Genomic DNA, 26,047 nt, shown 5'->3' with positions numbered 1-26,047 from the left:
CGGTTGAAGCCACCCGACGGACGGTCGTCACGACGGAAACCACCCGAGGACGGACGGTCGTCACGGCGGAAGCCGCCACGGTCACCACCGCGGTCGCCACGGTCGTCACGGCGGAAGCCGCCACGGTCACCCCGGTCGCCACCGCGGTCGCCGCGGTCGTCACGGCGGAAACCGCCGCGGTCGCCACCGCGGTTGTCACGACGCTCGAAGTTGCCGCGGTCGTCGCGCTGGGCGCGGTTCTCCTCGCGGCGCTCCTGCGCGGCCAGTTCGGCGGCAGCGGCTGCGGCGGCAGCCGCGACCTCGGCCTCGGCGACGGCGGCGACCTCGGCGACAGCGGCATCCGGGTCCTCGCCGCGCTCCCGCGCGGAGCGGGCGACCAGGCGGTCGGCCTCCTCGCGCAGTTCGGCGGCACGGCGCGTCATGCGCTCCAGCTGCTTGGTGAGCTCGGCGACCTCGCGCTCGGCCTGCTTGGCGGCGTTGTTCGCGGAGTCGGCCTGGACCTCGGTCAGCGACCGGGCACCGGTGATCTCGGCGACCTCCGGCTCGAAGGCGCCGGCGCCCTGGACGATGTGGCGCGAGGCGTCGACGCCCGCGTCCTCCATCAGGCGGAAGATCTGGCGGCGCTGGTGCGGCAGGGCCAGGGAGACCACGACGCCCGACTTGCCGGCGCGGGCGGTACGGCCCGAGCGGTGCAGGTAGTCCTTGTGGTCGCCGGCCGGGTCCACGTTCAGGACCAGGTCGATGCCGTCGACGTGGATGCCGCGGGCGGCGACGTCGGTGGCGACGAGGGCGTTGACGTAGCCGTCCTTGAAGTCCGCGAGGACGCGGGTACGGGCGCCCTGCGTCATGCCGCCGTGCAGCGCGTCGGCCTTCACACCGGCCTCGACGAGCTGCTCGGCGATGCGGTCGGCGCCCAGCTGGGTGCGGACGAAGATGATGGTGCGGCCCTTGCGGGCGGCGATGGCGGCCGTGACCGGCGCCTTGTCCTTCGGCTTCACGACGAGGACGTGGTGCGTCATGGTCGTGACGTTGCCCTGCGCGCTGTCGACCTCGTGGGTGACGGGGTTGGACAGGTAGCGCTTGACCAGGGTGCCGATCTCGTTCTCCATCGTGGCGGAGAAGAGCATGCGCTGGCCGCCCTCGGGGATCTGGTCGAGCAGCTCGGTGACCTCGGGCAGGAAGCCCAGGTCGGCCATCTGGTCGGCCTCGTCGAGGACCGCGACGGAGACGTTCTCCAGGGAGCAGGCGCCACGGTTGATGATGTCGCGCAGACGGCCCGGGGTGGCGACGAGGATGTCGACGCCGCGCTCCAGGGCGTAGATCTGGTTGCTCATCGAGGTGCCGCCGCAGACGACCTTCATCTTCAGGCCGAGCACGTCGCCGTAGGGCTGGAGGGCGTCCGCGACCTGCATCGCGAGCTCACGCGTCGGCGTCAGGATGATCGCGCGGGGCTTCTTCTTGTCGGTGGAGCCGCCGGCCAGCTGGGCCAGGGTCGGCAGACCGAAGGAGAGGGTCTTGCCGGAGCCGGTGCGGCCACGGCCGAGGATGTCCTTGCCGGCCAGGGCGTCCGGGATGGTCGCGGCCTGGATCGGGAAGGGGGTGGTGACGCCGTTCTGCGCGAGCTTTCGCACGACGCCCTCCGGCAGACCGAGGTCGGCGAAGGTGATCGTGGGCTCGGTGTCGGCGTCGTCGGCCTCGTCGTCGAGGGAGTCGACGGGGTCGAGGGACTGGTCGGTCGTCACGTCGGCCTCGAGCGCCTCGATGATCTCGTCGGTGACGAGCTCGTTCGAGTCGTTCTCGGGCATGACGGCGCGGTCAGAACTGGAAATGGACATGCGAAATGCGAAACCTTCCGGAGTCTCGGCACGCGCCCAAACTCCGTGAATCGCAAATCGACCGCCTCAATGCGGTCAGCCACGGCTAGGGAGAGTACGCGCCACACGGCGCTCTTCGGATTCGGCGCCGGGCAATGGGATCAAACGATCTATAACCATACGCACCCTCCCCGGGGTCTGGCAAGTCACTCCGGGAGAAACCCACCTGACCTGCACCGATTCCGCAGATCGAGGGGAGGGGCGGCCATGGCGGGCCCTGACCCTAGGCCTGGGGGCCCGGCCCGGGCTGGCTGCTGGGCTCCGGCTGCGGGGTCGACGGGGTGGGAGTGGGTTCGGTCACAGGAGGGGTGGTGGCCGGCGGCGGGGTCGGGCTGGCCGACTGCTGCCCACCCGAGCCACCCGCCCCGCCGGAGCCTCCCGTACCGCCGGAACCACCGGAACCGCCGGATCCACCGGTCGGCGGCTGCTGGGGGCCCTGGCCGCCCGCGCCCCCGCCCGGGCCCACCGACGGCGCCGGCGCCCCCGGTCGGCCGGTCGGCGCGCCCGGGCCGGGCGAGGCGCCGGTCGCGCCGGACGCCTTGCCGTCGCCTTCGGCCCTGCCGTCCTGATTCCCCGCACCGCCCTTCGTGCCGCGGCCGGCGCCGTGCACCCCGGCGCCCTTCCCGGAAGCGGAACCTCCGCCCGCCACGGCACCGCCCCGGTGGTCCGAAGAGGAGGAGGGACCGGGCTTCGCCTCGTCCTGGCCGACGCTCATGCAGCCCGCCGTGGCCGCGACCGCGAGCGCGGTGACGGCCAGTCGGAGGGGAGCGGACAACTGGCGCACAGGGCACCTCCGGAGCCTGGGAACGGGTCGGCCAGTGGCGTCCACTAGCGGGTCGATGTGCCCAACTCCCTTTGCCCCGCATGGGACACGCCCTCAGGCGAACAGCTGCCGGGCCAGCTCCGACCCGAGGTGCACCGCACCGAGCCCGACCAGCACCGACGCCAGCACGTTCGCGGTGGCCAGGAACGTCCAGCCGCGTTCGACGAGCCGCAGGGTCTCGTACGAGAACGTCGAGTACGTGCTCAGCGCCCCGCACAGCCCCGGCCCCACCAGCAGCACCAGCCACGACGAGGCCGCCCCGGCCAGCGCCGCCCCGGTCAGCACCCCCAGCACCAGGCACGCCGTCGCGTTCACCACGAAGGTCCCCCAGGGGAACACCGAGTCGTGGCGGGACTGCACGGCCCGGTCCGTCAGGTAGCGCAGCGGCGCGCCGACGACGGCCCCCGCCGCCACGAGGAGCCACTTCACCGGGCCGCCACCCGGCCCGCCCGCCACCGGAGCACCAGCCGCGCCACCGAGGCGGCCGCCCACACCGCGCCCATCGCGGCCGCCACCGTGAGCCCGGCGTACCCCAGCGCCCGGTCGGCCTGGCCCGCGTCCAGGAGCCGCGAGAAGTCCACGGCGTAGGTGGAGAAGGTGGTGAAGCCGCCGAGCACGCCCACGCCGGCGAACGGCCGCACCAGCGGATGCGCCGACCGGCCGCCCTCGCTGATCAGCACCATCAGCACGCCGATGAGCCCGCACCCGGCCGCGTTGACCCACAGGGTCGCCCACGGGAAGTCCCCGCCCGCGGCCGGCCACAGCAGGGAGACCGCGTACCGCGCCGAAGCCCCGAGGGCCCCGCCCGCCGCCACCGCCGCGAGCACCCGGCCCTGCGGTTCGGCGCGCTGCGCCGGCACATGGAGGTCGACGTCCGGATCGATCGCCTCGGCACCGGGGACCGGCCTGGTCACCCGTACCCCAGGGCGTGCAGCCGGTCGTCGTCGATGCCGAAGTGATGGGCGATCTCGTGGACCACGGTGACCTCCGTCTCCGCGACCACGCTCTCCCGGTCCTCGCACATCCGCAACGTGGGGTTCCGGTAGATGGTGATCCGGTCCGGCAGCACCCCGGCGTACCACTCGCCGCGGTCCGTCAGCGGGGTCCCCTCGTACAGTCCGAGCAGCTCCGGATCGTGGGCGGGAGGCTCGTCCTCGACGAACACCGCCACGTTGTCCATCAGCCGCGTCAGCTCCGGCGGAATCCGGTCCAGCGCCTCTGCGACGAGCTCTTCGAACTCCTCGCGCGTCATCTCCAGCACCGGGCCATTGTCCCCCCGGGGGAAACCGTTTTGGCGATACCTCCCCGGATCCCATATGCTTCTCACGTCCCCGACGCGCTGGAAAGTGCCCGGTGGGTCTTTAGCCCTCATCGTCTAGTGGCCCAGGACGCCGCCCTTTCAAGGCGGTAGCACGGGTTCGAATCCCGTTGGGGGTACGCATTACCGTGTGCGAGACTTGTCTCGCACATTGCAAGGTCCTGTGGAGCAGTTGGTTAGCTCGCCACCCTGTCAAGGTGGAGGTCGCGGGTTCAAGTCCCGTCAGGATCGCCGAGACCGGAAACGGTCTCCTGGTCGGGTAGCTCAGTTGGTACGAGCGATCGCCTGAAAAGCGATAGGTCGCCGGTTCGACCCCGGCCCCGACCACGTGTGGAAGCCCCGTCCTCGGACGGGGCTTCCTGCGTTACTCCTCCCGGCCCGCCCGGCGCCGCACCAGCGGGAAGACCGCCGCCCCGGCCACGACCGTCCCGAGCACCGCCCAGTCCGGGACCGCGTCCGCCACCGAACGCACCCACTCCTCCACCGCGTACGAGTCGTCCACGTCGAGCAGGCCCGGCAGCGCGCTCGCCCCGTCGTAGAGGAGGAACAGCGCGCCCAGGGCGATGAAGAACAGCCCGGACAGCAACGACGTCGTGTGCAGCTCGAAACGGCCCACCGTCAGCGCCCGGCCGCGCAGCCAGCGCCGCCGCCCGAGCTCGAACCGCTCCCAGAGCACCGCGAGCACGAACAGCGGTACGGCCATCCCCAGCGCGTAGACCGCCAGCAGCAGTCCGCCGTAGACGGGGCTGCCGCTGACCGCCGCCACCGTCAGGACGCTCCCGAGGATCGGGCCAGCGCAGAACCCGGCCAGCCCGTAGACCGCCCCCAGCGCGTACACCGACAGGGCGGTGGTCGGCCGGATCCGTCCGGACAGCTCCGAGATCCGCCTCGGGGCGAAGCCGAGGCCCAGGATCTGCGCGAGCCCGAGGGCGATGATCAGCCAGCCGCCGACGAGGACGAGGGCGTCGCGGTTGCCGTGGAAGAACCGCCCGGCGTACGAACCGGCCGCGCCCAGCGGTACGAGGGTGCTGGCCAGGCCGGCGTAGAAGATGGCGGTACGGGCCAGCAGCCGCGAGGCCGAATCGATCGAGTACGCGAAGAAGGCGGGCAGCAGCAGTGCGCTGCACGGGCTGAGCAGGGCGAGGAGGCCGCCGAGCAGGGCGGCCAGGTATCCGATGGTCACCGCTGCGCCGCCGCCCCGGCCTCGGCGATGGCGGTCTCGAACGCCCGGAGCGGCTGGGCTCCGGCGATCGGCTTGCCGCCCACCAGGAAGGACGGGGTGGAGCTGACGCCGATCCGGTAGCCCTCTTCCTGGTCCTTCTTCAGGGCCGCGGCGGCCTCGTCCCCGGCCATGTCCGCCGTGAAGCGCTCCAGGTCGGGGACGCCGGCCTCGCGGGCCAGTTCCAGCAGCCGGTCCCCGCCGAAACCCTTCTCCTTGGAGCCCTCGGCGTACGCGGCGGCGTGGAACTGCTGGAACCTGCCCTGTTGACCCGCCGACCAGGCGGCCTTGGCGGCGGCCTCGGATTCGGCGCCGAAGATCGGGAAGTTGCGCCACTCGATGCGGAGGGTGCCGTCGGCCACGTACTTCTTCACCAGTTCGGGCTCGGTGTCGCGGGCGAACTTCGCGCAGTAGCCGCACTTGAAGTCGGAGTACGCGATGAGTACGACGGGCGCGTCGGTGCGGCCCACGGCGAGCGCGTCGCCGGCGTCGCGGCGGGCGAGCGCCCTCAGCTGCGCGGCGGCGGGGTCCTCGCGGGGCGGCGCGGCGGCCACCGCCCCGCCGGACCCCTTCTCCGCCGGGGCGGTGGCCTGCCAGGACACGATCCCGAGGGTGACGGCGGCGAGGGCGACCCCGGCGGAGATCAGGAAGGGCCGGGGGGACGTGCGGGAAGACATACGGGTACGGGCTCCATGACTACGGATCGGATGTATGACGAGCGGCCTCGTGCCGCCGGGGTCGGGTGTGCGCGGCGGGTGCCCCCGCAGGGTGTCGTACGCGGGCCCGGTCGGCCCCGGCTGCCACCCCCGCGCCGGCGGGGTCGGGTGTGCGGTGGGGTGCCCCCGCAGGGCGTCGAACGCAACCACGCCGCGCTTGCCGGTGCCTCCGCGGGTTCGACGCCCGAGGAGGTGCCCCGGCGCGCGCCCGGGCCCGGCGGCCCTTGCCCGGCGGGCCGGGCCGGGGTGCCGATGCTGGCGGGCCGTGCCGGGTGCCGCTGCGCGGGGCTGGTCCCCTACCCGCCCTTCCACCGTTCCCTGGGGCTCCGCCCCAGACCCCGCGCCTCAAACGCCGGCGAGGCTGGAGCGGCCCCCGCGCCTCAAACGCCGGCGAGGCTGGGGGGTCGCCGGTCGGGCTGGCATGCCCGGCCCGGGCGGGGGGACCGGGGGCGCACGGCGGGCAGGGGCGGAGCCCCGGACCCCCGCGACCGGAACGGTCCGCGCCGGAGGCGACGGGCATGCGTGGGGCCTCTCACGGTGGGCGGCGGGGGGACTCGTCCCGAAATGGTACGGGTCCGCCCGACAAATGCGTTCGCCACCCGGAGGGACCAGGTGAGATCCTCGATCAGGTATGTCTACTTCCTTCGCCGCCCTGCAGACGCTTCTCGGTGAGATCTCCCTCCGCGACGCGCACCGCCTCGGCCGCCGCCTAGAAGGCGCCCGCCGTATCCGCAAGCCCGAGGCCAAGCAGGCCGTGCTCGACGAGATCGCAGCGGAGGCCGCGAAGGCCGCCGAGCGACTGGCCGGCCGTGCCTCGCGCATGCCCGAGGTCACGTATCCCGAGAACCTGCCCGTCAGCCAGAAGAAGGACGAGATCGCCGAGGCGATACGCGACCACCAGGTCGTGATCGTCGCGGGCGAGACCGGCTCCGGCAAGACCACGCAGATCCCCAAGATCTGCATGGAGCTGGGCCGCGGCGTCCGGGGCATGATCGGGCACACCCAGCCCCGCCGGATCGCCGCCCGCACGGTCGCGGAGCGGATCGCGGAGGAGCTGAAGTCCGAGATCGGCCAGACGGTCGGCTGGAAGGTCCGGTTCACCGACCAGGTGGACCAGGACGCGACCTTCGTGAAGCTGATGACCGACGGCATCCTGCTCGCCGAGATCCAGACGGACCGCGAGCTGCGCGCCTACGACACGATCATCATCGACGAGGCCCACGAGCGGTCGCTGAACATCGACTTCCTGCTCGGCTACCTGGCCACGCTGCTCCCCAAGCGCCCCGACCTCAAGGTCGTCATCACCTCGGCGACCATCGACCCGGAACGCTTCTCCCGGCACTTCGGGGACGCCCCGATCGTCGAGGTCAGCGGCCGGACGTACCCGGTCGAGGTCCGCTACCGGCCCCTCCTGGAGGAGGACAGCGAGGAGAGCGACCGGGACCAGATCACCGCCATCTGCGACGCGGTCGACGAGCTGCAGGCGGAGGGGGCGGGCGACATCCTGGTCTTCCTCTCCGGGGAGCGCGAGATCCGCGACACCGCCGACGCGCTGATCAAGAAGAAGCTCCGGTTCACGGAGGTGCTCCCGCTCTACGCCCGGCTCTCGCACGCCGAGCAGCACCGCGTCTTCCAGCCCCACACCGGCCGCCGGATCGTCCTCGCGACCAACGTCGCCGAGACCTCCCTCACCGTCCCGGGCATCAAGTACGTGATCGACCCGGGCACCGCCCGGATCTCCCGCTACAGCCACCGCACCAAGGTGCAGCGGCTGCCCATCGAGCGGATCTCGCAGGCCAGCGCCAACCAGCGCAAGGGTCGCTGCGGCCGTACCAGCGACGGCATCTGCATCCGGCTGTACTCGGAGGACGACTTCAACAGCCGTCCGGAGTTCACGGACGCGGAGATCCTGCGTACGAACCTGGCCTCCGTCATCCTCCAGATGACCGCGGCCGGCCTCGGCGAGATCGAGAAGTTCCCCTTCATCGACCCGCCGGACCACCGCAACATCCGCGACGGCGTGCAGCTCCTCCAGGAGCTCGGGGCCCTGGATCCGGCGGAGAAGGACCACAGGAAGCGGCTCACCCCGATGGGCCGCAAGCTCTCCCAGCTCCCGGTCGACCCCCGCCTGGCCCGCATGGTCGTCGAGGCCGACAAGAACAACTGCGTCCGCGAGGTGATGGTCATCGCGGCGGCCCTGTCCATCCAGGACCCGCGCGAGCGGCCCTCGGACAAGCAGACGCAGGCCGACCAGAACCACGCCCGGTTCAAGGACGAGACCTCCGACTTCCTGGCCTTCCTCAACCTCTGGCGGTACGTCCGCGAGCAGCAGAAGGAGCGCGGCTCGTCCTCGTTCCGCCGGATGTGCAAGCAGGAGTACCTGAACTTCCTGCGGATCCGCGAGTGGCAGGACATCTACTCGCAGCTGCGCACGGTCGCGAAGACCATGGGCATCCACGTCAACGAGGCCGACGCCCCGGAGACGAGCGTCCACATCTCGCTGCTGGCCGGTCTGCTCTCACACATCGGGCTCAAGGACACCGACAAGAACGAGTACCTGGGCGCCCGGTCCGCCAAGTTCGCGGTCTTCCCCGGGTCGGCGCTCTTCAAGAAGCAGCCGAAGTTCCTGATGTCGGCCGAGCTGGTGGAGACCTCGCGGCTGTGGGCCCGGGTCAACGCCAAGGTGGAGCCCGAGTGGGTGGAGCCCCTGGCCCAGCACCTGATCAAGCGCACGTACAGCGAGCCGCACTGGGAGAAGGACCAGGCTGCGGTCATGGCGTACGAGAAGGTCACGCTGTACGGCGTACCGATCGTGGCCCAGCGGAAGGTCAACTACGGCCGGATCGACCCCGAGGTCTCGCGCGAGCTGTTCATCCGCAACGCGCTGGTCGAGGGCGACTGGCGCACCCACCACAAGTTCTACGCCGACAACCGCAAGCTCCTCACCGAGGTCGAGGAGCTGGAGAACCGGGCCCGGCGCCGCGACATCGTGGTGGACGACGAGACGCTCTTCGACTTCTACGACCAGCGGATCCCCGAGCACGTGGTGTCGGGGGCGCACTTCGACTCCTGGTGGAAGCACAAGAGGCGCGAGGAGCCCGAACTCCTCGACTTCGAGCGCGAGATGCTGCTGACGGAGAAGGCGGCGGGGGTCACCAAGGCCGACTACCCGGACAGCTGGATGCAGGGGCGCCTGAAGTTCCGGGTGACCTACCAGTTCGAGCCGGGCGCGGACGCGGACGGCGTCACCGTCCACATCCCGCTCCAGGTGCTGAACCAGGTCACCGACCAGGGCTTCGACTGGCAGATCCCGGGCCTGCGCGAGGAGGTCGTCACCGAGCTGATCCGCTCCCTCCCGAAGCCGATCCGCCGGCACTACGTGCCCGCGCCGAACTACGCGGGCCGGTTCCTGGACACGGCCGTGCCCCTGCAGGAGCCGCTGCCGGTGACCCTGGCGCGCGAGCTGCAGCGGATGGTGGGGGTTCCGGTCTCGGCCGAGGACTTCGACCTGACCCGGATCCCGGACCACCTGAAGATCACCTTCCGGATCGTCGACGAGCGCCGCAAGAAGCTCGCCGAGGACAAGGACCTGGAGGCCCTGCGGCTGAAGCTGAAGCCGAAGGCACGCCAGGCGCTGTCCAAGGCCGCCGCGGCCACCGCCGAGCGGGCCGGCGGGGAGTCGGTGGAGCGGACCGGGCTGACCGACTGGACGATCGGCACGCTGGCCAAGGTCTTCGAGACCCGGCGGGCGGGGCAGCCGGTGAAGGCGTACCCGGCGCTGGTGGACGAGGGCTCGACGGTCTCCGTACGGCTCTTCGACACGGAGGCCGAGCAGCAGCAGGCGATGTGGCTGGGCACCCGGCGCCTCATCCTGCTGAACATCCCGGTCAATCCCGCGAAGTTCGCCTCGGACCACCTGACGAACCAGCAGAAGCTGGCCCTCTCCAGGAACCCGCACGGCTCCATCCAGGCGCTGTTCGACGACTGCGCCACCGCGGCGACCGACAAGCTGATCGCCGACCACGGCGGCCCCGCGTGGGACGAGGCGGGCTTCCGCAGGCTCTACGAGGCGGTCCGCGCCGACCTGGTGGACACCACCGTGCGGACGGTGAGCCAGGTCCAGCAGGTGCTGGCCGCCTGGCAGGCCTGCGAGCGGCGGCTGAAGTCCACGAGCAGCCTGGCCCTGGTCGCGAACATCCAGGACGTGAAGTCGCAGCTGGCGGCGCTCATGCCGGCCGGCTTCGTGACCCTCACCGGGCTGCGCAGGCTGCCCGACCTGATGCGCTACCTGGTGGCGGCGGACCGGCGGCTCCAGCAGATGCCCACCGGCGTCCAGCGCGACACCACGCGCATGGAGAAGGTGCACGAGATGCAGGACGAGTACGCCTGGCTGCTGGAGCAGTTGCCCAAGGGCCGGCCCGTGCCGTCGGCCGTCACGGACATCCGCTGGATGATCGAGGAGCTGCGGGTGAGCTACTTCGCGCACGCGCTCGGCACGGCGTATCCGATCTCCGACAAGCGCATCGTGAAGGCGGTGGACGCGGCGGCCCCGTGATCGGGTTCGACCGCACCCCCTGAGCTGCTGTACAGTCTGTTTCGCAGCCACGCCGATCGGCTGCGAAGCAAGGTCCTGTGGAGCAGTTGGTTAGCTCGCCACCCTGTCAAGGTGGAGGTCGCGGGTTCAAGTCCCGTCAGGATCGCAACAACGTCAGGGCCCGTATCCCCCAGGGGATACGGGCCCTGACGCTTTGACAGGCCCGGTCGGGCCGGGCGGCCTTGGAGCCACCCTGGAGGCGCCGCCCACGCCACCCGGCTCCCCGTGGCCGGGAGGCTCCCCGGAGGGCCTCAGGGGGCCGCATAGGCCCTCACTGGGGCGCATAGATCCTCATCGACGGGTCCGGTTACCGACCGGTCGGCCGGTGAGCCCCGCTCCGGCGGCCTTCGCCCCGAGAATCCCCCGTTCGCATGAGGCGCTCCGTCGCGCACGTCCCCTTACGGGGTGCAATGCCGGAAATACAAGAGTGATCATCTGTGACGGGAGTCACCGCACGAGTTTTTGGGACTCGCACATTTATCACGCCCCTACGCGGTCTCAATTTAATATGTGCAATGGCACCCTGCCGTCGGCTCGGCCGCCGGCACCCCCCACCGCCCTGACCAGCGCATAAAAAAAGATCGCGCTGGACCCGGCGGAGTCCAGCGCGATCGGACGACAGAAACCTGTTGGGGCAGGTCACGTCGCATGAAGCTGTGTGGGTGTCCTCGGATTGGGGGACCCGATTCAGACCCTCCCCCGGCTGCTGCCGGGAGATGTCCCCTAAAAGGGGTGCTGCGAACCTCAGGCCTCGCTGCGCTGCTGCGGAATTCCCGCAAGCAGTGCGCGGACCTCGGCCTCGCGGTAACGGCGGTGTCCACCCAGGGTGCGGATGGACGTGAGCTTGCCGGCCTTGGCCCAGCGGGTAACCGTCTTCGGGTCCACACGGAACATGGTGGCAACCTCAGCCGGGGTCAGCAGCGGCTCGGCATCAGGGGTGCGAGCGGTCATGAGCGGCCTCCTCGGGAGAACCGAACCATCTCGGTTCTTTCCTCTAAATTCTGCACCTTGGCCCGCGTTGCCCGAAATGGACATACGCGGGCCGAGTCGGTTATAGGACGAACGGCTTGTCCTCGGCACTACAACTACACCATCCGTCCAGCCCCAAGGGCCAAACCGACGGAATTGCCCTCCGAGGTGTTCATCAGCGGCGGAAGCCCGATGGACCGCCCCATAACGGACAGTCACCCCACTGTGACGATCAGTCACAGAACAATCAGGAGTCGTCAGACCCCCCGTAGAGCGCAATGCCGAGCATTCCGCCCTTAGTTGGGCGGAAGGAACCCTCCCCGGACTCCTTGTCCTATTTTGGCACGAGGGTAGGGGAAGGGCGCAAGGGTGTAGTTAGTGCGGTCCGTCACGCTTGGGCCAATGGCCCGTATCGGGACGAAGGTCCTGGAACTACGTCCCGAATGACATGATCGGGCACCTGATCAGCGGCTTGTGACCGATCGGCCGGTACGCACCGGTACGGAACGGTGTCGGCGGGCCCTCCGCGGCCGGGTGAGCGCCGGCCCCGCTAATTCGCGAACAGTCTCTCCCGGACCGCCCTCCACCGGTCCGCCAGCTCCCCGTACGCCTCGGCCGCCCCTCTGGCATCACCGGCCCGAAGCGCCTCGACCCCTGCCGCCAGCTGTCCCGCGGACCGGTCGGCCGCCAGCCCGTCGGCCGGCAGCGCGTGCAGCAGTCCGCCGTAGTCCAGCTCGACCATCGACTTCGGATGGAACTCCTCCAGCCAGCTCCCGACCTCCACCAGCCCTTCGGCGAGCGGCTCGTAGCCCTGGCCCGCCGCCTCCCGCAGGGTCCGCAGCGCCCGGGCGAGCCGGCGGCGGGCCTGCACCATGGGCGTCCGGTAGCGCAGCCGTTCGCCGGGCAGGTACTCCCGTTCGTCGTCGGCCACCAGCACGAACCAGCGCAGCGGGACCTGCCACACCCCCGTACGGATCCACGGCCGGGCGTCCGGGTTCCGCTCGCGCCAGCGCTCGTACTCCTCGGACGCCCTCCTGCGCGCGGCCGGCGGGAGCGCCGCGTCGAGCACCGGCCCCGGAAACCACTCGACCAGCTCCTGGAGCGCCAGCCAGCCGCGCAGCCTGGTGCGCCACGGGCAGACCAGCAGCACCCCGTCGACCTCCGCCGTGAATGCGTCCGCGCTCTCGTGGGCCGGCACCCCCACCACGGGGACCCGCACCAGATCGGTGAGGGACCGGCGCAGTTCGTCCTGGGCCGTCGGGGCCGTCCCGCGGCGGGCGTAGTCGGCCCAGTGCGCGCGCTCCGGCTCGGGGAAGGCCGCGAGCGGCTCGTAGACGCGCAGGTAGGAGGCGTACGGAACGGTCGGCGCCGGGCGCACCGCGGGCCTTGGGGAATCGGGGGTTTCACTCACGCTGTCGTACTCCCCCCGGCGGCACCGCAGTACTCCGCGGACCCGCTCGCGCTCCGGGAGAGTTCCGATCTCTGGACAGGTCACCTGCGCACGGCCGGGAGGTCTTACTCTGCTCACACGCGTTCTCCCCCACCCACAGGGAGCGCGTGAAATCCGCCGCATCTCTTCCATGGGAGTCACCACCGTGACCGAAATGTCTGACGGCGTCCTGCACACCCTGTTCCGCACGGAGCAGGGCGGACACGAGCAAGTCGTGCTGTGCCAGGACCGCGCCACCGGCCTCAAGGCCGTCATCGCCATCCACTCCACCGCCCTGGGCCCGGCCCTCGGCGGCACGCGCTTCCACGCGTACGCCTCCGACGAGGAGGCCGTCCGGGACGCGCTCAACCTCTCGCGCGGCATGTCGTACAAGAACGCCCTCGCCGGTCTCGACCTGGGCGGCGGCAAGGCCGTGATCATCGGCGATCCCGACGTCCTGAAGTCCGAGGAACTGCTCCTGGCCTACGGCCGGTTCGTGGAGTCCCTCGGCGGCCGCTACGTGACGGCCTGCGATGTCGGCACCTTCGTGGCCGACATGGACGTCGTGGCCCGCGAGACCCGCTGGGCCACTGGCCGCTCCCCCGAGAACGGCGGCGCGGGTGACTCCTCGGTGCTCACCGCCTTCGGTGTCTTCCAGGGCATGCGCGCCAGCGCCCAGCACGTGTGGGGCGACCCGACGCTGCGCGGCCGCAAGGTCGGCGTCGCCGGCGTCGGCAAGGTCGGTCACTACCTGGTCGAGCACCTGCTGGCGGACGGCGCCGAGGTCGTGATCACGGACGTGCGCGAGGAGTCCGTGCAGCGGATCCTCGACAAGCACCCGGGCAAGGTCACCGCGGTCGCCGACACCGACGCGCTGATCCGCGTCGAGGGCCTGGACATCTACGCCCCCTGCGCGCTGGGCGGCGCCCTGAACGACGAGACCGTGCCGGCCCTCACCGCCCGGATCGTCTGCGGCGCGGCCAACAACCAGCTCGCACACGCCGGCATCGAGAAGGACCTCGAAGACCGCGGGATCCTCTACGCCCCGGACTACGTGGTCAACGCCGGCGGCGTGATCCAGGTCGCCGACGAGCTGGTCGGTTTCGACTTCGACCGCTGCAAGGCCAAGGCCACGAAGATCTTCGACACCACCCTGGAGATCTTTGCTCGCGCTAAGTCGGACGGCATCCCGCCGGCCGCCGCGGCGGACCGGATCGCCGAGCAGCGGATGGCAGACGCCCGCGCCGCCCGCGCGGTCTGACCCCTCCCGGGACACTTCGGTGCGCCCGCCGGGGTGCGGGGAGACAGAACTCACTGCACTTCGGCGGGTCGCGAGCCAGGAAAGCGTTAAAATCGCGGTGACCAGCGAGGACGGGGCGCCTTGTTGGTTCTGCACCGGGGCGCGTCATGCGGGCGGCGTACCGTATGGCCGCGGAAGCAGGTACCGTTAAACCCCTACGGACGGTCTCTCCACGGAGAGCCCGCTCCGAACCATGAACGCGTGTCAGACTCTGGGGCCGTCGAGCCCCGTCACCGAGGGGGTCGAGCCATGGGGCGCGGCCGGGCCAAGGCCAAGCAGACAAAGGTCGCCCGCCAGCTGAAGTACAACAGCGGCGGGACTGACCTCTCGCGTCTGGCCAATGAGCTGGGCGCATCGCCGACAGAGCCGCTGCCTATCAGCGAGCCGGTCGAAGTCGATGACGATCTGGACGACGACGACCCGTACGCTCAGTACGCGGCTCGGTACAACGACGACGACGAGGACGAGGACGAAGAGTCCGGTCCGTCGGTGCAGCGTCGCGGCGCTTGACGCTTCCTGGGCGTCGTCCGCACCAGAGAGCAAAGACCGAAACCCGGTCCCGGGCATAGCCCAGGGCCGGGTTTCAGTGCTGCTCAGCTCGCGTAGGAACCGGTGAGGGTCGCGCCCTCGGTGCGGTCGCCGCGGTCGAGGATCTCTCCGGCGACCCAGGCGTCGACGCCCCGGTCGGCCAGGGCGGTCAGCGCCACTTCCACCGACTCCTGCGGAACGACGGCCATCATGCCGACGCCCATGTTCAGGGTCTTCTCCAGCTCCAGCTGCTCCACCTGACCGGCCTTGCCGACCAGATCGAAGATCGCGCCGGGGGCCCAGGTCGTACGGTCGACCGTGGCGTGCAGGTGGTCCGGGATCACCCGGGCCAGGTTCGCCGCGAGTCCGCCGCCGGTGATGTGCGAGAAGGCGTGGACCTCGGCCGTACGGGTGAGGGCCAGGCAGTCCAGCGAGTAGATCTTGGTGGGCTCCAGGAGTTCCTCGCCGAGGGTCCGGCCGAGCTCCGCGACCTCCTGCTCCAGCGACATCCCGGCCCGGTCGAAGAGCACGTGCCGGACCAGCGAGTACCCGTTCGAGTGAAGGCCGGACGAAGCCATCGCGATGACGGCGTCCCCCGTACGGATACGATCCGCGCCCAGCAGCCGGTCGTACTCGACGACACCGGTGCCGGCGCCCGCCACGTCGAAGTCGTCCGGGCCCAGCAGGCCCGGGTGCTCGGCGGTCTCGCCGCCGACCAGGGCGGTGCCGGCGAGGACACAGCCCTCGGCGATGCCCTTGACGATGGCCGCGACACGCTCGGGGTGCACCTTGCCGACGCAGATGTAGTCGGTCATGAAGAGCGGCTCGGCGCCGCAGACCACGATGTCGTCCATGACCATCGCGACCAGGTCGTGGCCGATCGTGTCGTAGACGCCCATCTGGCGGGCGATGTCGACCTTCGTGCCGACCCCGTCGGTGGCGGAGGCCAGCAGCGGGCGCTCGTAGCGCTTGAGGGCGGAGGCGTCGAAGAGGCCGGCGAAGCCGCCGAGGCCGCCGAGGACCTCGGGGCGCTGCGTCTTCTTCACCCACTCCTTCATCAGCTCGACGGCGCGGTCTCCCGCTTCGATGTCGACGCCCGCGGCTGCGTAGCTGGCACCGGTGGTCTTCTCTGTCATGACAGGGAGAGCTTTCGTGTCGTTACTGCGTGTGGTGCCGGGCCCTGGGCAAAGCTTGAAAGGCAGGGCCCGGCGCAGGTGGAGCCGGTCTCGCAGGACCTACGGGCGACGGAGCGCGTCGGCGGCGTCCGTGCCGCCGGCCAGCTCGTTCTCCAGCAGCTGCTTGCCGAGGAGCTGCGGATCGGGCAGCTCCATCGGGTACTCGCCGTCGAAGCAGGCACGGCAGAGGTTCGGCTTCTGGATGGTCGTCGCCTCGATCATCGAGTCGAGCGAGATGTAGGAGAGCGAGTCCGCGCCGAGCGACGTGGCGATCTCGTCGACCGTCATGCCGTTGGCGATCAGCTCGGCCCGGGTGGCGAAGTCGATGCCGAAGAAGCACGGCCACTTCACCGGCGGCGAGGAGATCCGGATGTGGACCTCGGCCGCGCCGGCCTCGCGGAGCATCTTCACGAGGGCCCGCTGGGTGTTGCCGCGGACGATCGAGTCGTCGACGACCACCAGGCGCTTGCCCCGGATGACTTCCTTGAGGGGGTTGAGCTTGAGGCGGATGCCGAGCTGGCGGATCGTCTGCGAGGGCTGGATGAAGGTCCGGCCCACGTAGGCGTTCTTGACCAGGCCGGAGCCGTACGGGATCCCGCTGGCCTCGGCGTATCCGACGGCGGCGGGCGTACCCGACTCCGGCGTCGCTATCACCAGGTCGGCTTCGACCGGGGCTTCCTTGGCCAGGCGGCGGCCCATCTCGACACGCGAGAGGTACACGTTCCGGCCGGCGATGTCGGTGTCCGGGCGCGCCAGGTAGACGTACTCGAACACACACCCCTTGGGCTTCGCTTCCGCGAATCGGGAGGTGCGCAGACCGTTCTCGTCGATCGCGATGAGCTCGCCGGGTTCGACCTCGCGGACGAAGCTGGCGCCGCAGATGTCGAGGGCGGCGGTCTCGCTGGCGACCACCCAGCCGCGCTCGAGGCGGCCGAGGACCAGCGGGCGGATGCCCTGCGGGTCACGGGCGGTGTAGAGGGTCCCCTCGTCCATGAAGACGAGCGAGAAGGCGCCCTTGACCTGAGGCAGGACCTTGGCGGCCGACTCCTCGATGGTCAGGGGCTTGCCGTCGTCGTCGGTCTGGCCGGCGAGGAGGGCGGTCACGAGGTCGGTGTCATTGGTGGCGGCCACCTGGGTGGCACGGCCGTCCTGACGCGGGAGGTCGGCGACCATCTCGGCGAGCTCGGCGGTGTTCACCAGGTTGCCGTTGTGACCCAGGGCAATGGAGCCGTGGGCGGTCGCCCGGAAAGTGGGCTGAGCGTTCTCCCAGACGGAGGCTCCGGTGGTCGAGTAGCGGGCGTGACCGACCGCGATATGACCTTGGAGCGAACCGAGGGAGGTTTCGTCGAAGACCTGGGAAACAAGTCCCATGTCCTTGAAGACGAGGATCTGGGAACCGTTGCTCACAGCGATTCCCGCGGACTCTTGTCCGCGGTGCTGCAATGCATACAGTCCGAAGTAGGTGAGCTTGGCGACCTCTTCACCCGGAGCCCAGACACCGAAGACGCCGCAAGCGTCCTGGGGGCCCTTTTCGCCGGGGAGCAGGTCGTGGTTGAGTCGTCCATCACCACGAGGCACGACACCGAGTGTAGGCGAGATCGACCACTGGTCCGAATTCGCGACGGCCGGGAAATCTCACAGCACGGAGGGTGACCGGACGCTCCGCTCTGGGTGGCGTCTCGGCATCCGGATCACTTGTTGACATCTACAAGCGCATTCGTACAGGCTCTCGCCCCATGCAGCCTCCCGGTGACCGTTCCGTCACCCTCGTCGAGCGCCGCCACGTAGACCTGGTCCGTGTCGCGAGCGCCATCTGTCGCCCGTAGCCGTACGGCGCGGCGCGGCGACCCCTGGCTGAGCACTTCCCCCTCTCCGGCCCCTCCGGGCCCAGGCGGGCCTTGACCGTTCGGCCGCTCCGCGCCCTTTTCCGCTGCTTTCTCCCGCCGTCCCCGCGGCTTGTTCTCGCCGTTCGCCGGCGCCTGCCGCCGATGCCGCGCGCCGTCCCGCGCGGCCGTCGGCCGGCTGCGTCGTCATGCCTTGGAGTGCCTGTGTCTTCGTATGAATCCCACCTGTCCCGCCGTGCCTTCGGCGGCGCCGTCGGCGTGACCGCGGCCACCGCCGCCGTGGGCCTCGGAGCGGCTCCGGCCGCCGCCGCGGCGCAGGACGCCGGCCAGCAGGAGCGCGAGTTCCGGGCCGCTCACGGGCGGCAGTCGAAGCGGCCGAACATCCTGTTCATCCTCGGGGACGACCTCGGCTGGGCCGACCTGTCCTCGTACGGGTCACCGCACATCAAGACGCCGAACCTGGACCGCCTCGCCCGCCAGGGCGTCCGCTTCACCGACGCCTACTCCGGCTCCGCGACCTGCTCCCCGACCCGCTTCAGCCTGTACACGGGCCGCTACCCGGGCCGCACCAAGGGCGGGCTGGCCGAGCCGATCGCCGACAAGTCGGCGGGCCTGGAGCCGACGCATCCGACGCTGGCCTCGCTGCTGAAGGAGTCCGGCTACGCCACCGCGCTGATCGGCAAGTGGCATGCGGGCTACCTGCCCGACTACAGCCCGACCAAGTCCGGTTGGGACGAGTTCTTCGGCAACTTCGGCGGGGCGCTGGAGTACTACTCCAAGCTGGGGCTGGGCGGCGAGTACGACCTCTACGAGGGCGACGCCGAGTACAAGGACCTGCGCTACTACACGCGGATCATCACCGAGCGGGCGAGCGAGTACGTCTCCCGCGACCACGGCGGCAGGCCGTGGCTGCTGAACCTCAACTTCACCACCCCGCACTGGCCGTGGATCGCGGACGGCGACACCGAGCAGAGCGCCGAGATCGTCCGGCGGATCAAGGCGGGTGACGGGCGCGCGCTGTGGCACCAGGACGGCGGCTCGGTCGAGAAGTACAAGGAGATGGTCGAGGACCTGGACCGCTCCATCGGCGAGGTGCTGCGCGCCCTCGACCGCTCGGGACAGGCCCGCGACACCGTCGTGGTCTTCTCCAGCGACAACGGCGGCGAGCGGTTCTCCTACAACTGGCCGCTCTCCGGCAACAAGGCCTCGCTGCAGGAGGGCGGGATCCGGGTGCCGAACATCGTGCGCTGGCCCGCGCGCCTGGACGGCGGCCAGGTCAGTCACGTCCCGGTCTTCAGCCCGGACTGGACGGCCACCCTGCTGGAGCTGGCGGGGACCCGGCCGAACCGGGCGTACCCGCTGGACGGGGTGAGCCTGGCCGGGTACCTGCTGCGCGGCGAGCGCGTGGCCGAGCGGAACCTGTTCTGGCGGGTGCGCGGGGAGCGGGCGCTGCGCCGCGGCGACTGGAAGTACTACCGCGGCAAGTCCGGCCGGGACCAGCTCTTCAACCTCGCCGGGGACATCCGGGAGCAGGCCGACAAGGCGGCCGTGGAGCCGGCCCGGCTCGCGGAGCTGAAGGCCGCCTGGGAGAAGACGGACGCGGGCCTGCTGCCGTACCCGGGCTGACCGGGGCGGGGCCGGCCTGACCGGGGCGGGACCGGGCGGGGAAGGAGCGGCCGGGCGGGAGGGAGCGGGCCGGGAAGGCCGGCGCCGGGCGGGGCGTGGGGGCGTGGGGGCGCGGGGCCGGGCCGGGGGGCGCCAGGCCGGGCGGGGAAGGAGCGGCCGGGCGGGAGGGAGCGGGCCGGGAAGGCCGGCGCCGGGCGGGGCGTGGGGGCGTGGGGGCGCGGGGGCGCGGGGCCGGGCCGGGGGGCGCCAGGCCGGGCGGGAGGGCGCGGGGCCGGGGGGAAGCCGCGCCCGGGCCGGTCATTCCGCGGCGGAGGCCGCCTGCGCGGTGAGGCCGTTGCCGTCGGGGGCGGTGAGGGTGAGCGTGTGCTCCTGGATCCTCCAGGTGAGCGGACCGCTGCCGAACAGGTCGGTCAGCGCCCGCTCCACCGCTCCCACCTGGCCCTCGCAGGCCATCCGGGTGGAGGTGAGCGGCCCGAAGGTGAGGGTGGACCCGTCGACGGTGGCGCCTGCGCTGAAGCGGTTGCAGCCGAGGCTGCCGGCCGCGGTGCCGTCGGTGATCGTGAAGCGGGCCTTGCCGGCCGCCTCCACGGGCAGGGAGGTCGCCGTGCCGCCGTTGAGCGTGGCGTCGACGGTCCACTCGGTGGCCGTGAGCGGGGCGTCCACCGCCGGGGGCCTGGGGGTCATGGCGATGGTGCTCCCGTCCGCGGTCTTGAGGGTGAGCCGGTCGGGGCCGCGGTCGATGGTCAGGCGGCCCTTGAAGAGCTTGGCGAACTCCGTCTCGAAATCCAGGTCCGCGCAGCTCGTGAGGGTCGAGACGCCGGGGGTGACGGTCATGGCGGAGGTTCCGTCGAGCACGAGCCGCGCGCTGAAGCCGTTGCAGCCGTAGACCCCCGTGGCCCGGTCCTGCCCGATGTCCACACGGGCGGACTCCGGCCCGTGCAGGGTCCGGCCCCCGGTGGTCAGGGACTCCACCGACCAGGACCCCACGACGTCGGGGAGTGGGGCCCCGGGATCCTGGGACCGGCCGCAGCCGGTCAGGGCGAGTACGAGGGCCACGAGGGCCGCCGGGGCGTGGACGTACCGGTATCTACGCATGCCCCTGGGACGGGGCGGCCGCGCGGGCGGTTCCACGGGTCAGCTCATCAGCGGCAGCAGCGCGGACAGGTCGGCCCGCTCGCCGCTGGCGCGGACCCGCGCCGCGTCCAGGGCCTCGGCCCATCCCGTACGGCCCGTCGCGAGCCGGAGCCAGGTCAGCGGGTCGGTCTCGACCACGTTCGGCGGGGTGCCGCGGGTGTGGCGGGGCCCCTCGATGCACTGGACCACCGCGAAGGGCGGCACACGTACCTCGACCGAGCCGCCCGGCGCCTTCAGCGCGAGGGCGTCGGCGAGCAGCCGGGTGCAGGCGGCGAGGGCCTGCCGGTCGATCGGGACGTCCAGTCCGGTGGCCCGGTTCAGGTCGTCGGTGTGGACCACCAGCTCGACGGTCCGGGTGACCAGGAAGTCGGCGAGGGTCATGTCGCCGATCCACAGCTCCAGCACCCGGCTGCCCGGGTTGGCCGCCAGCTGTTCCGCCAGCCGGGCGCCCGCCCGCTCGTAGAGCTCGGGGAGCGGGGCGCCGGTGAGCGTCTCCCGGGCCGCCTCGGAGATCTTCCCGGCGAGGGAGGCGGTGGCGAAGGGCCACTCGGCGACCGTCAGCTCGGGGACGGCGGCGGGCGGCCGGGCGAGCCCTGCGGCCAGCGAGTCGGCGATCCAGGCGACGTGGGCGCAGAGTTCGGCCACGGACCACTCCCCGAGCCCGCTGGGCAGCGCCAGCTGCCCGGGGCCCAACTCCCGCACCGCGGCGGCGACGTGACCGAACTGGGCGGTCACGGCGGCGCGGATCTTCGCGGGGTCGTAGGTGCGCTGCTTCTTCCTGGCGGGCGGCATCCTCCGACCCTACTCGGGCGGGGGAAGCACGAGGTCCGTGCAGCCGCGCCGCGCGGCCACGTCCTGGGCGTACGCCGTGAACAGCGCGCCGAGGCGGGGGCCGAGCACGGACCTGTAGCGGAAGGGGGCGGCCGCGGTGACCGTGGCCGTACGCCCCTGGCAGGTCATCGAGCCGTAGAGCACGTCCCCGAGGCGTCCGGCCTTCCCGGGGATCACCGGATCGGGGCTGCGCAGGCCGGGGACGGCGACGGCCGCCGCGTCGTCCCCGAAATACGCGCGGGTCCGCAGCCACCAGGGAAAGTACTTCAGGCTGCCGATGATCTCCTCCCGCTCCGCCGGGGTGAGCAGGCCGAGCACCCGCTCGGTGCCCTCCGGGCTCATCGCCAGCAGGCAGCCCTCCTCACGGGTGGACCCGCCGAGGGGGACGCCGGCGGCCCGGTCGGGGAGCCGGTCGCGCTCGGCGGTCCTCAGGTGGGCGGCGTACCAGCCGCAGCTGTCCGTCCGCTCGCCCACCGGTTCGAGAGCGGTCACGGGAGGCGGCAGCTCACCCGGGAGTTCGGCCAGCTGCGTCCGGCAGCCGTACTTCCCGGCGGCCCGCTCGGCGGCCTGACGGGCCAGCCGGGCCAGAATCGGTCGGTCCTGCGCCTCGTGGAGGGTGCCGGGAGAAGTGGCCGTCACGATCAGCGAGGTCGTACCCGCCCTGGCCGGCTGCTCGCACCGGGCCACGACGGTCACGTCCTCGGGGCCGTAGTCCCCGAGCCCTCCGTCCCCCAGCGGCATCCGGTCCGGGAACCGGGTCCGTGCGGTGGCATCGCCCTTCGCGCCGACGCGCCGGGGCTCGAACGGGCCGTCCCAGGGGTCGTCGGTCGTGTGCAGGTCGCGTGCCTGCGGCAGACCCGTCAGGGACAGCCGGAAGTGGCCGTACTTGAAGTCGTGGCCGAGGGCGTCCTCCTCCAGGCGGCTCAGGACGCAGCTGTCGGGGATCGTCTCGAAGTCGACCGTGCGCGGGTCGTCGCCGCCCAGGACGACCCGGTCGGCTCCGCCGTCCAGCTCCATGACCGCACGGGGGTCCACGAGCCCGGCGCACGCCTTGGTGATCAGCGCGCGGGAGGCCTCGCGGTCCTGGTGGGTCCCGTACGCGTCGTACAGCGCCCAGCCGCCGAAGGCGAGGCCGCCGATGCCTGCGAGCAGCACCACGGCGTTGACCGCGTTGCGCCGGCGGCCCCGGTCCGGGAGCGGACCCCCGCGTGACGGCTCCAGTGGCGCGAACATCCCGACCCCCCGTTGGTACGGCTGCGACCGCACCGAGGCTAACAACGCGACGGGCCCCCGGCCGGAGGAAATCCGGCCGGGGGCCCGTGCGTCAGGCGGCGGGGATCAGGCCAGCAGGGCCGGGATCGTCGCCTCGTGGGCCTCGCGGAGCTCGGCCAGCGGGAGGGTGAACTCGCCCTGGACCTCGATCTCCTCGCCGTCCACCACGCCGATGCGCGTGGCCGGCAGACCCCGCGCACCGCACATGTCGGTGAAGCGGAGCTCCTCGCTGCGCGGAACGGACACGATGGCGCGGCCCGCGGACTCCGAGAACAGGAAGGTGAAGGCGTCCAGACCCTCGGGGACCACCACCCGCGCACCGTTGCCGCCCTTGAGGCAGGACTCGGTGAGCGCCTGGATCACGCCGCCGTCCGACAGGTCGTGCGCGGCGTCGATCATGCCGTCGCGCGAGGCGGAGATCAGGATCTCGCCGAGCAGCTTCTCGCGGCCCAGGTCCACCTTCGGCGGCATGCCGCCCAGGTGGTCGTGGACGACCTGCGACCACGCCGAGCCGCCGAACTCCTCGGCCGTGTCGCCCAGCAGGTACAGCAGCTGGCCGGGCTCCGAGAACGCCATCGGCGTACGGCGGTTGACGTCGTCGATCACGCCGAGGACCGCCACGACCGGGGTCGGGTGGATCGCGACTTCACCGGTCTGGTTGTAGAGCGAGACGTTGCCGCCGGTCACCGGGGTGCCCAGCTCCAGGCAGCCGTCCGCGAGACCGCGGCAGGCCTCGGCGAACTGCCACATGACGTCCGGGTCCTCGGGGGAGCCGAAGTTCAGGCAGTCGGAGATCGCGAGGGGCCTGGCGCCGGTCGCGGCCACGTTGCGGTACGACTCGGCCAGCGCGAGCTGCGCGCCGGTGTACGGGTCGAGCTTGGCGTAGCGGCCGTTGCCGTCGGTGGCCATGGCGACGCCGAGGTTGGACTCCTCGTCGATGCGGACCATGCCGGCGTCCTCGGGCTGCGAGAGCACCGTGTTGCCCTGGACGAAGCGGTCGTACTGGTCGGTGACCCACGACTTCGACGCCTGGTTCGGGGAGGAGACCAGGGCCAGGACCTGCGCGCGCAGCTCCTCGGAGGTCTGCGGCCGCGGCAGCGCGCCCGCGTCGTCCGCCTGGAGGGCGTCCTGCCAGGAGGGGCGAGCGTAGGGGCGGTTGTAGACCGGGCCCTCGTGGGCGACGGTGCCCGGGGGCACGTCCACGATCTGCTCGCCGTGCCAGAAGATCTCCAGGCGCTCGCCGTCGGTCACCTCACCGATGACGGTGGCGATGACGTCCCACTTCTCGCAGATCTCCATGAAGCGGTCGACGTGCTGCGGCTCGACGATCGCGCACATGCGCTCCTGCGACTCGCTCATGAGGATCTCCTCGGGCGAGAGCGTCGCGTCGCGCAGCGGGACGGTGTCCAGTTCGACCCGCATGCCGCCGGAACCGGCGGAGGCGAGCTCGGAGGTGGCGCAGGAGAGCCCGGCGCCGCCGAGGTCCTGGATGCCCGCGACCAGCTTCTCCTTGAAGATCTCCAGGGTGCACTCGATGAGGAGCTTCTCCTGGAACGGGTCGCCGACCTGGACGGCGGGGCGCTTGGTCGGCTTGGTGTCGTCGAAGGTCTCGGACGCGAGGACCGAGACGCCGCCGATGCCGTCGCCGCCGGTGCGGGCGCCGTAGAGGATGACCTTGTTGCCGGGGCCGGAGGCCTTGGCGAGGTGGATGTCCTCGTGCTTCATCACGCCGATGCAGCCGGCGTTGACCAGCGGGTTGCCCTGGTAGCACTCGTCGAAGACGACCTCGCCACCGATGTTGGGCAGGCCCAGGCAGTTGCCGTAGCCGCCGATGCCCGCGACCACGCCCGGCAGGACGCGCTTGGTGTCGGGGTGGTCGGCGGCGCCGAAGCGCAGCGGGTCCACGACCGCGACCGGGCGGGCGCCCATCGCGAGGATGTCGCGGACGATGCCGCCGATGCCGGTGGCCGCGCCCTGGTAGGGCTCGATGTACGAGGGGTGGTTGTGCGACTCGACCTTGAAGGTGACCGCGTAACCCTGGCCGACGTCGACGACGCCGGCGTTCTCGCCGATGCCCACGAGCATGGCGTCGTTCTTGGGGGCCTTCTTGCCGAACTGGGCGAGGTGGACCTTGCTGCTCTTGTACGAGCAGTGCTCGGACCACATGACCGAGTACATGGCCAGCTCGGCGCCGGTGGGCCGGCGGCCGAGGATCTCGCGGATCCGGGCGTACTCGTCCTCCTTGAGGCCGAGTTCCTTCCAGGGCTGGGAGGCGTCCGGGGTCTCGGTGGCGTTCTTGACGGTGTCGAGGCTCATGCGCTGACCAGCTTCTTCAGGACCGAGGTGAAGAACGGGAGGCCGTCGGTGCGGCCCGTCCCGATCAGCGGCTCGACCGCGTGCTCGGGGTGGGGCATGAGGCCGACGACGTTGCCCGCGGCGTTGGTGATGCCGGCGATGTCGCGGAGCGAACCGTTCGGGTTGACGTCGAGGTAGCGGAAGGCCACTCGGCCTTCGGCCTCCAGTTCGTCGAGCGTGCGCTCGTCGGCGACGTACCGGCCGTCCATGTTCTTGAGCGGTACGGAGATCTCCTGGCCGGCGGTGTAGTCGCCGGTCCACGCGGTCTCCGCGTGCTCCACCCGCAGTTTCTGGTCGCGGCAGATGAAGTGCAGGTGGTTGTTGCGGAGCATCGCCCCCGGCAGCAGGTGGGCCTCGGTGAGGACCTGGAAGCCGTTGCAGATGCCGAGGACGGGCATGCCCGCCTTGGCCTGCTCGATGATGGTCTCCATCACCGGCGAGAAGCGGGAGATGGCCCCGGCGCGCAGGTAGTCCCCGTAGGAGAAGCCGCCCGCGAGGACGACCGCGTCGACCTGGTGGAGGTCTTTGTCGCGGTGCCAGAGCGAGACGGGCTCGGCCCCCGCGAGGCGGACGGCGCGCAGCGAGTCACGGTCGTCGAGCGTTCCGGGGAACGTGACGACACCGATGCGAGTGGTCACCGTCAGGCCTCGACCTTCACGGTGAAGTCTTCGATGACGGTGTTGGCGAGGAACGTTTCGGCCATCTTGTGGATGCGGTCGAGGGCGGCCTGGTCGACCGGTCCCTCCACTTCCAGTTCGAAGCGCTTCCCCTGGCGGACGTCGGCGATCCCCGCGAAGCCCAGGCGCGGCAGTGCACGCTGCACCGCCTGGCCCTGGGGGTCGAGGATCTCCGGCTTGAGCATGACGTCGACTACGACGCGTGCCACTGGCACTCCCGATGAGGTGGTTGGTGCAAGGCGGTTCCCTCAGCGTACCCGGCCAAAATTTCTACGCGGGTAGATATCCAACGGCCATGATCACCGGCCTGTTTCGGCTTCACCAACGCTTCGCAAAATCCGCCGGAAAAACGCGCACCCGGCA

22 protein-coding genes and 4 tRNA genes are annotated in these 26,047 nt (G+C 71.3%); 9 read left to right on the top strand and 17 right to left on the bottom strand.

Annotated elements, in window-relative coordinates; genetic code table 11:
* The 5 genes from ACZ6Y1_RS10295 to ACZ6Y1_RS10275 all read right to left on the bottom strand — a co-directional run.
* On the bottom strand, positions 1 to 1,805 hold a 1,805-nt coding region (locus ACZ6Y1_RS10295; RefSeq protein WP_469625751.1), incomplete at its 3' end, for a DEAD/DEAH box helicase.
* A 292-nt stretch (positions 1,806 to 2,097) separates the two neighbouring features.
* Positions 2,098 to 2,649: a hypothetical protein gene (locus ACZ6Y1_RS10290; RefSeq protein ID WP_469625676.1), complete on the bottom strand. Its 552-nt coding sequence runs from the start codon at positions 2,647 to 2,649 to the stop codon at positions 2,098 to 2,100.
* Between the two features lie 102 nt (positions 2,650 to 2,751).
* Positions 2,752 to 3,126 (bottom strand): fluoride efflux transporter FluC, encoded by a 375-nt coding sequence (locus ACZ6Y1_RS10285; RefSeq protein ID WP_469625674.1) that lies wholly within the window; start codon positions 3,124 to 3,126, stop codon positions 2,752 to 2,754.
* Positions 3,123 to 3,611: a FluC/FEX family fluoride channel gene (locus ACZ6Y1_RS10280; RefSeq protein WP_469625673.1), complete on the bottom strand. Its 489-nt coding sequence runs from the start codon at positions 3,609 to 3,611 to the stop codon at positions 3,123 to 3,125. Before ACZ6Y1_RS10280 ends, ACZ6Y1_RS10285 begins: the two co-directional genes overlap by 4 nt.
* Positions 3,608 to 3,958 (bottom strand): metallopeptidase family protein, encoded by a 351-nt coding sequence (locus tag ACZ6Y1_RS10275; RefSeq protein ID WP_376657960.1) that lies wholly within the window; start codon positions 3,956 to 3,958, stop codon positions 3,608 to 3,610. The genes ACZ6Y1_RS10280 and ACZ6Y1_RS10275 overlap by 4 nt, the downstream gene beginning before the upstream one ends.
* Before the next feature lie 103 nt (positions 3,959 to 4,061).
* Between ACZ6Y1_RS10275 and ACZ6Y1_RS10270 the strand changes: the two genes are divergently transcribed.
* The 3 genes from ACZ6Y1_RS10270 to ACZ6Y1_RS10260 all read left to right on the top strand — a co-directional run bounded on the left by ACZ6Y1_RS10270 (position 4,062) and on the right by ACZ6Y1_RS10260 (position 4,342).
* Positions 4,062 to 4,134: transfer RNA gene (locus ACZ6Y1_RS10270), tRNA-Glu, on the top strand.
* Positions 4,135 to 4,172: 38 nt separating this feature from the next.
* Positions 4,173 to 4,246: transfer RNA gene (locus tag ACZ6Y1_RS10265), tRNA-Asp, on the top strand.
* 22 nt (positions 4,247 to 4,268) lie between these two features.
* Positions 4,269 to 4,342: transfer RNA gene (locus tag ACZ6Y1_RS10260), tRNA-Phe, on the top strand.
* A 37-nt stretch (positions 4,343 to 4,379) separates the two neighbouring features.
* Here the strand turns inward: ACZ6Y1_RS10260 and ACZ6Y1_RS10255 are convergent.
* Together ACZ6Y1_RS10255 and ACZ6Y1_RS10250 are read right to left on the bottom strand one after the other, a co-directional pair.
* Positions 4,380 to 5,198, bottom strand: coding sequence for a cytochrome c biogenesis CcdA family protein (locus ACZ6Y1_RS10255; RefSeq protein WP_469625670.1), 819 nt, complete (start codon positions 5,196 to 5,198; stop codon positions 4,380 to 4,382).
* Positions 5,195 to 5,911 (bottom strand): DsbA family protein, encoded by a 717-nt coding sequence (locus ACZ6Y1_RS10250; protein ID WP_469625666.1) that lies wholly within the window; start codon positions 5,909 to 5,911, stop codon positions 5,195 to 5,197. Before ACZ6Y1_RS10250 ends, ACZ6Y1_RS10255 begins: the two co-directional genes overlap by 4 nt.
* Before the next feature lie 670 nt (positions 5,912 to 6,581).
* Between ACZ6Y1_RS10250 and hrpA the strand changes: the two genes are divergently transcribed.
* On the top strand, positions 6,582 to 10,505 hold the full coding sequence (hrpA, locus tag ACZ6Y1_RS10245) for an ATP-dependent RNA helicase HrpA (protein ID WP_469625664.1): 3,924 nt from the start codon (positions 6,582 to 6,584) through the stop codon (positions 10,503 to 10,505).
* Positions 10,506 to 10,576: 71 nt separating this feature from the next.
* Positions 10,577 to 10,650: transfer RNA gene (locus tag ACZ6Y1_RS10240), tRNA-Asp, on the top strand.
* A 638-nt stretch (positions 10,651 to 11,288) separates the two neighbouring features.
* Here the strand turns inward: ACZ6Y1_RS10240 and bldC are convergent.
* Both bldC and ACZ6Y1_RS10230 read right to left on the bottom strand, forming a co-directional pair.
* On the bottom strand, positions 11,289 to 11,495 hold the full coding sequence (bldC, locus tag ACZ6Y1_RS10235; RefSeq protein WP_003949541.1) for a developmental transcriptional regulator BldC: 207 nt from the start codon (positions 11,493 to 11,495) through the stop codon (positions 11,289 to 11,291).
* 568 nt (positions 11,496 to 12,063) lie between these two features.
* Positions 12,064 to 12,924: a DUF8083 family protein gene (locus ACZ6Y1_RS10230; protein ID WP_469625662.1), complete on the bottom strand. Its 861-nt coding sequence runs from the start codon at positions 12,922 to 12,924 to the stop codon at positions 12,064 to 12,066.
* Between the two features lie 184 nt (positions 12,925 to 13,108).
* Between ACZ6Y1_RS10230 and ACZ6Y1_RS10225 the strand changes: the two genes are divergently transcribed.
* Together ACZ6Y1_RS10225 and ACZ6Y1_RS10220 are read left to right on the top strand one after the other, a co-directional pair.
* Positions 13,109 to 14,203, top strand: coding sequence for a Leu/Phe/Val dehydrogenase (locus ACZ6Y1_RS10225; protein WP_469625660.1), 1,095 nt, complete (start codon positions 13,109 to 13,111; stop codon positions 14,201 to 14,203).
* Positions 14,204 to 14,491: 288 nt separating this feature from the next.
* Positions 14,492 to 14,752, top strand: a complete 261-nt coding sequence (locus tag ACZ6Y1_RS10220) for a DUF3073 domain-containing protein (protein WP_469625658.1) — start codon at positions 14,492 to 14,494, stop codon at positions 14,750 to 14,752.
* A gap of 83 nt (positions 14,753 to 14,835) precedes the next feature.
* Here the strand turns inward: ACZ6Y1_RS10220 and purM are convergent, their stop codons facing one another.
* On the bottom strand, positions 14,836 to 15,906 hold the full coding sequence (gene purM / locus ACZ6Y1_RS10215) for a phosphoribosylformylglycinamidine cyclo-ligase (RefSeq protein WP_469625655.1): 1,071 nt from the start codon (positions 15,904 to 15,906) through the stop codon (positions 14,836 to 14,838).
* Between the two features lie 99 nt (positions 15,907 to 16,005).
* Positions 16,006 to 17,523 (bottom strand): amidophosphoribosyltransferase, encoded by a 1,518-nt coding sequence (gene purF / locus ACZ6Y1_RS10210; RefSeq protein WP_389612959.1) that lies wholly within the window; start codon positions 17,521 to 17,523, stop codon positions 16,006 to 16,008.
* A gap of 158 nt (positions 17,524 to 17,681) precedes the next feature.
* Here purF and ACZ6Y1_RS10205 point away from each other — a divergent pair, with 158 nt between their 5' ends.
* Together ACZ6Y1_RS10205 and ACZ6Y1_RS10200 are read left to right on the top strand one after the other, a co-directional pair.
* On the top strand, positions 17,682 to 17,771 hold the full coding sequence (locus ACZ6Y1_RS10205; protein WP_469625653.1) for a putative leader peptide: 90 nt from the start codon (positions 17,682 to 17,684) through the stop codon (positions 17,769 to 17,771).
* Positions 17,772 to 17,933: 162 nt separating this feature from the next.
* Positions 17,934 to 19,415, top strand: a complete 1,482-nt coding sequence (locus ACZ6Y1_RS10200) for a sulfatase-like hydrolase/transferase (protein WP_469625651.1) — start codon at positions 17,934 to 17,936, stop codon at positions 19,413 to 19,415.
* Between the two features lie 297 nt (positions 19,416 to 19,712).
* Here the strand turns inward: ACZ6Y1_RS10200 and ACZ6Y1_RS10195 are convergent, their stop codons facing one another.
* The 6 genes from ACZ6Y1_RS10195 to purS all read right to left on the bottom strand — a co-directional run bounded on the left by ACZ6Y1_RS10195 (position 19,713) and on the right by purS (position 25,893).
* On the bottom strand, positions 19,713 to 20,510 hold the full coding sequence (locus ACZ6Y1_RS10195; RefSeq protein WP_469625649.1) for an META domain-containing protein: 798 nt from the start codon (positions 20,508 to 20,510) through the stop codon (positions 19,713 to 19,715).
* 39 nt (positions 20,511 to 20,549) lie between these two features.
* A complete protein-coding gene (locus tag ACZ6Y1_RS10190; RefSeq protein WP_469625647.1) occupies positions 20,550 to 21,341 on the bottom strand; it encodes a maleylpyruvate isomerase family mycothiol-dependent enzyme in 792 nt (263 codons plus the stop codon).
* 9 nt (positions 21,342 to 21,350) lie between these two features.
* On the bottom strand, positions 21,351 to 22,613 hold the full coding sequence (locus ACZ6Y1_RS10185; RefSeq protein WP_469625644.1) for a hypothetical protein: 1,263 nt from the start codon (positions 22,611 to 22,613) through the stop codon (positions 21,351 to 21,353).
* Between the two features lie 105 nt (positions 22,614 to 22,718).
* Positions 22,719 to 24,968 carry a phosphoribosylformylglycinamidine synthase subunit PurL gene (purL, locus tag ACZ6Y1_RS10180; protein WP_469625642.1) on the bottom strand — a complete coding sequence of 750 codons (2,250 nt, stop codon included), beginning with the start codon at positions 24,966 to 24,968 and terminating at the stop codon, positions 22,719 to 22,721.
* Complete coding sequence (gene purQ, locus ACZ6Y1_RS10175) at positions 24,965 to 25,645, bottom strand: phosphoribosylformylglycinamidine synthase subunit PurQ (protein WP_469625641.1); 681 nt, start codon at positions 25,643 to 25,645, stop codon at positions 24,965 to 24,967. The genes purL and purQ overlap by 4 nt, the downstream gene beginning before the upstream one ends.
* A gap of 2 nt (positions 25,646 to 25,647) precedes the next feature.
* Positions 25,648 to 25,893 (bottom strand): phosphoribosylformylglycinamidine synthase subunit PurS, encoded by a 246-nt coding sequence (purS, locus tag ACZ6Y1_RS10170; protein ID WP_365172338.1) that lies wholly within the window; start codon positions 25,891 to 25,893, stop codon positions 25,648 to 25,650.
* Between the last annotated feature and the right edge of the window lie 154 nt (positions 25,894 to 26,047).

Source organism: Streptomyces sp. NPDC053432 (assembly GCF_055585365.1).
This window is presented reverse-complemented; position numbering and strand designations above follow the sequence as displayed.

Coding starts and splice junctions, on each gene's coding strand:
- ACZ6Y1_RS10250 (WP_469625666.1), bottom strand. CDS start 5,911: ATGTCTTCCCGCACGTCCCCCCGGCCCTTCCTGATCTCCGCCGGGGTC.
- hrpA (WP_469625664.1), top strand. CDS start 6,582: ATGTCTACTTCCTTCGCCGCCCTGCAGACGCTTCTCGGTGAGATCTCC.
- bldC (WP_003949541.1), bottom strand. CDS start 11,495: ATGACCGCTCGCACCCCTGATGCCGAGCCGCTGCTGACCCCGGCTGAG.
- ACZ6Y1_RS10220 (WP_469625658.1), top strand. CDS start 14,492: ATGGGGCGCGGCCGGGCCAAGGCCAAGCAGACAAAGGTCGCCCGCCAG.
- purM (WP_469625655.1), bottom strand. CDS start 15,906: ATGACAGAGAAGACCACCGGTGCCAGCTACGCAGCCGCGGGCGTCGAC.
- ACZ6Y1_RS10205 (WP_469625653.1), top strand. CDS start 17,682: ATGCAGCCTCCCGGTGACCGTTCCGTCACCCTCGTCGAGCGCCGCCAC.
- ACZ6Y1_RS10200 (WP_469625651.1), top strand. CDS start 17,934: ATGCCGCGCGCCGTCCCGCGCGGCCGTCGGCCGGCTGCGTCGTCATGC.
- ACZ6Y1_RS10195 (WP_469625649.1), bottom strand. CDS start 20,510: ATGCGTAGATACCGGTACGTCCACGCCCCGGCGGCCCTCGTGGCCCTC.
- ACZ6Y1_RS10190 (WP_469625647.1), bottom strand. CDS start 21,341: ATGCCGCCCGCCAGGAAGAAGCAGCGCACCTACGACCCCGCGAAGATC.
- ACZ6Y1_RS10185 (WP_469625644.1), bottom strand. CDS start 22,613: ATGTTCGCGCCACTGGAGCCGTCACGCGGGGGTCCGCTCCCGGACCGG.
- purL (WP_469625642.1), bottom strand. CDS start 24,968: ATGAGCCTCGACACCGTCAAGAACGCCACCGAGACCCCGGACGCCTCC.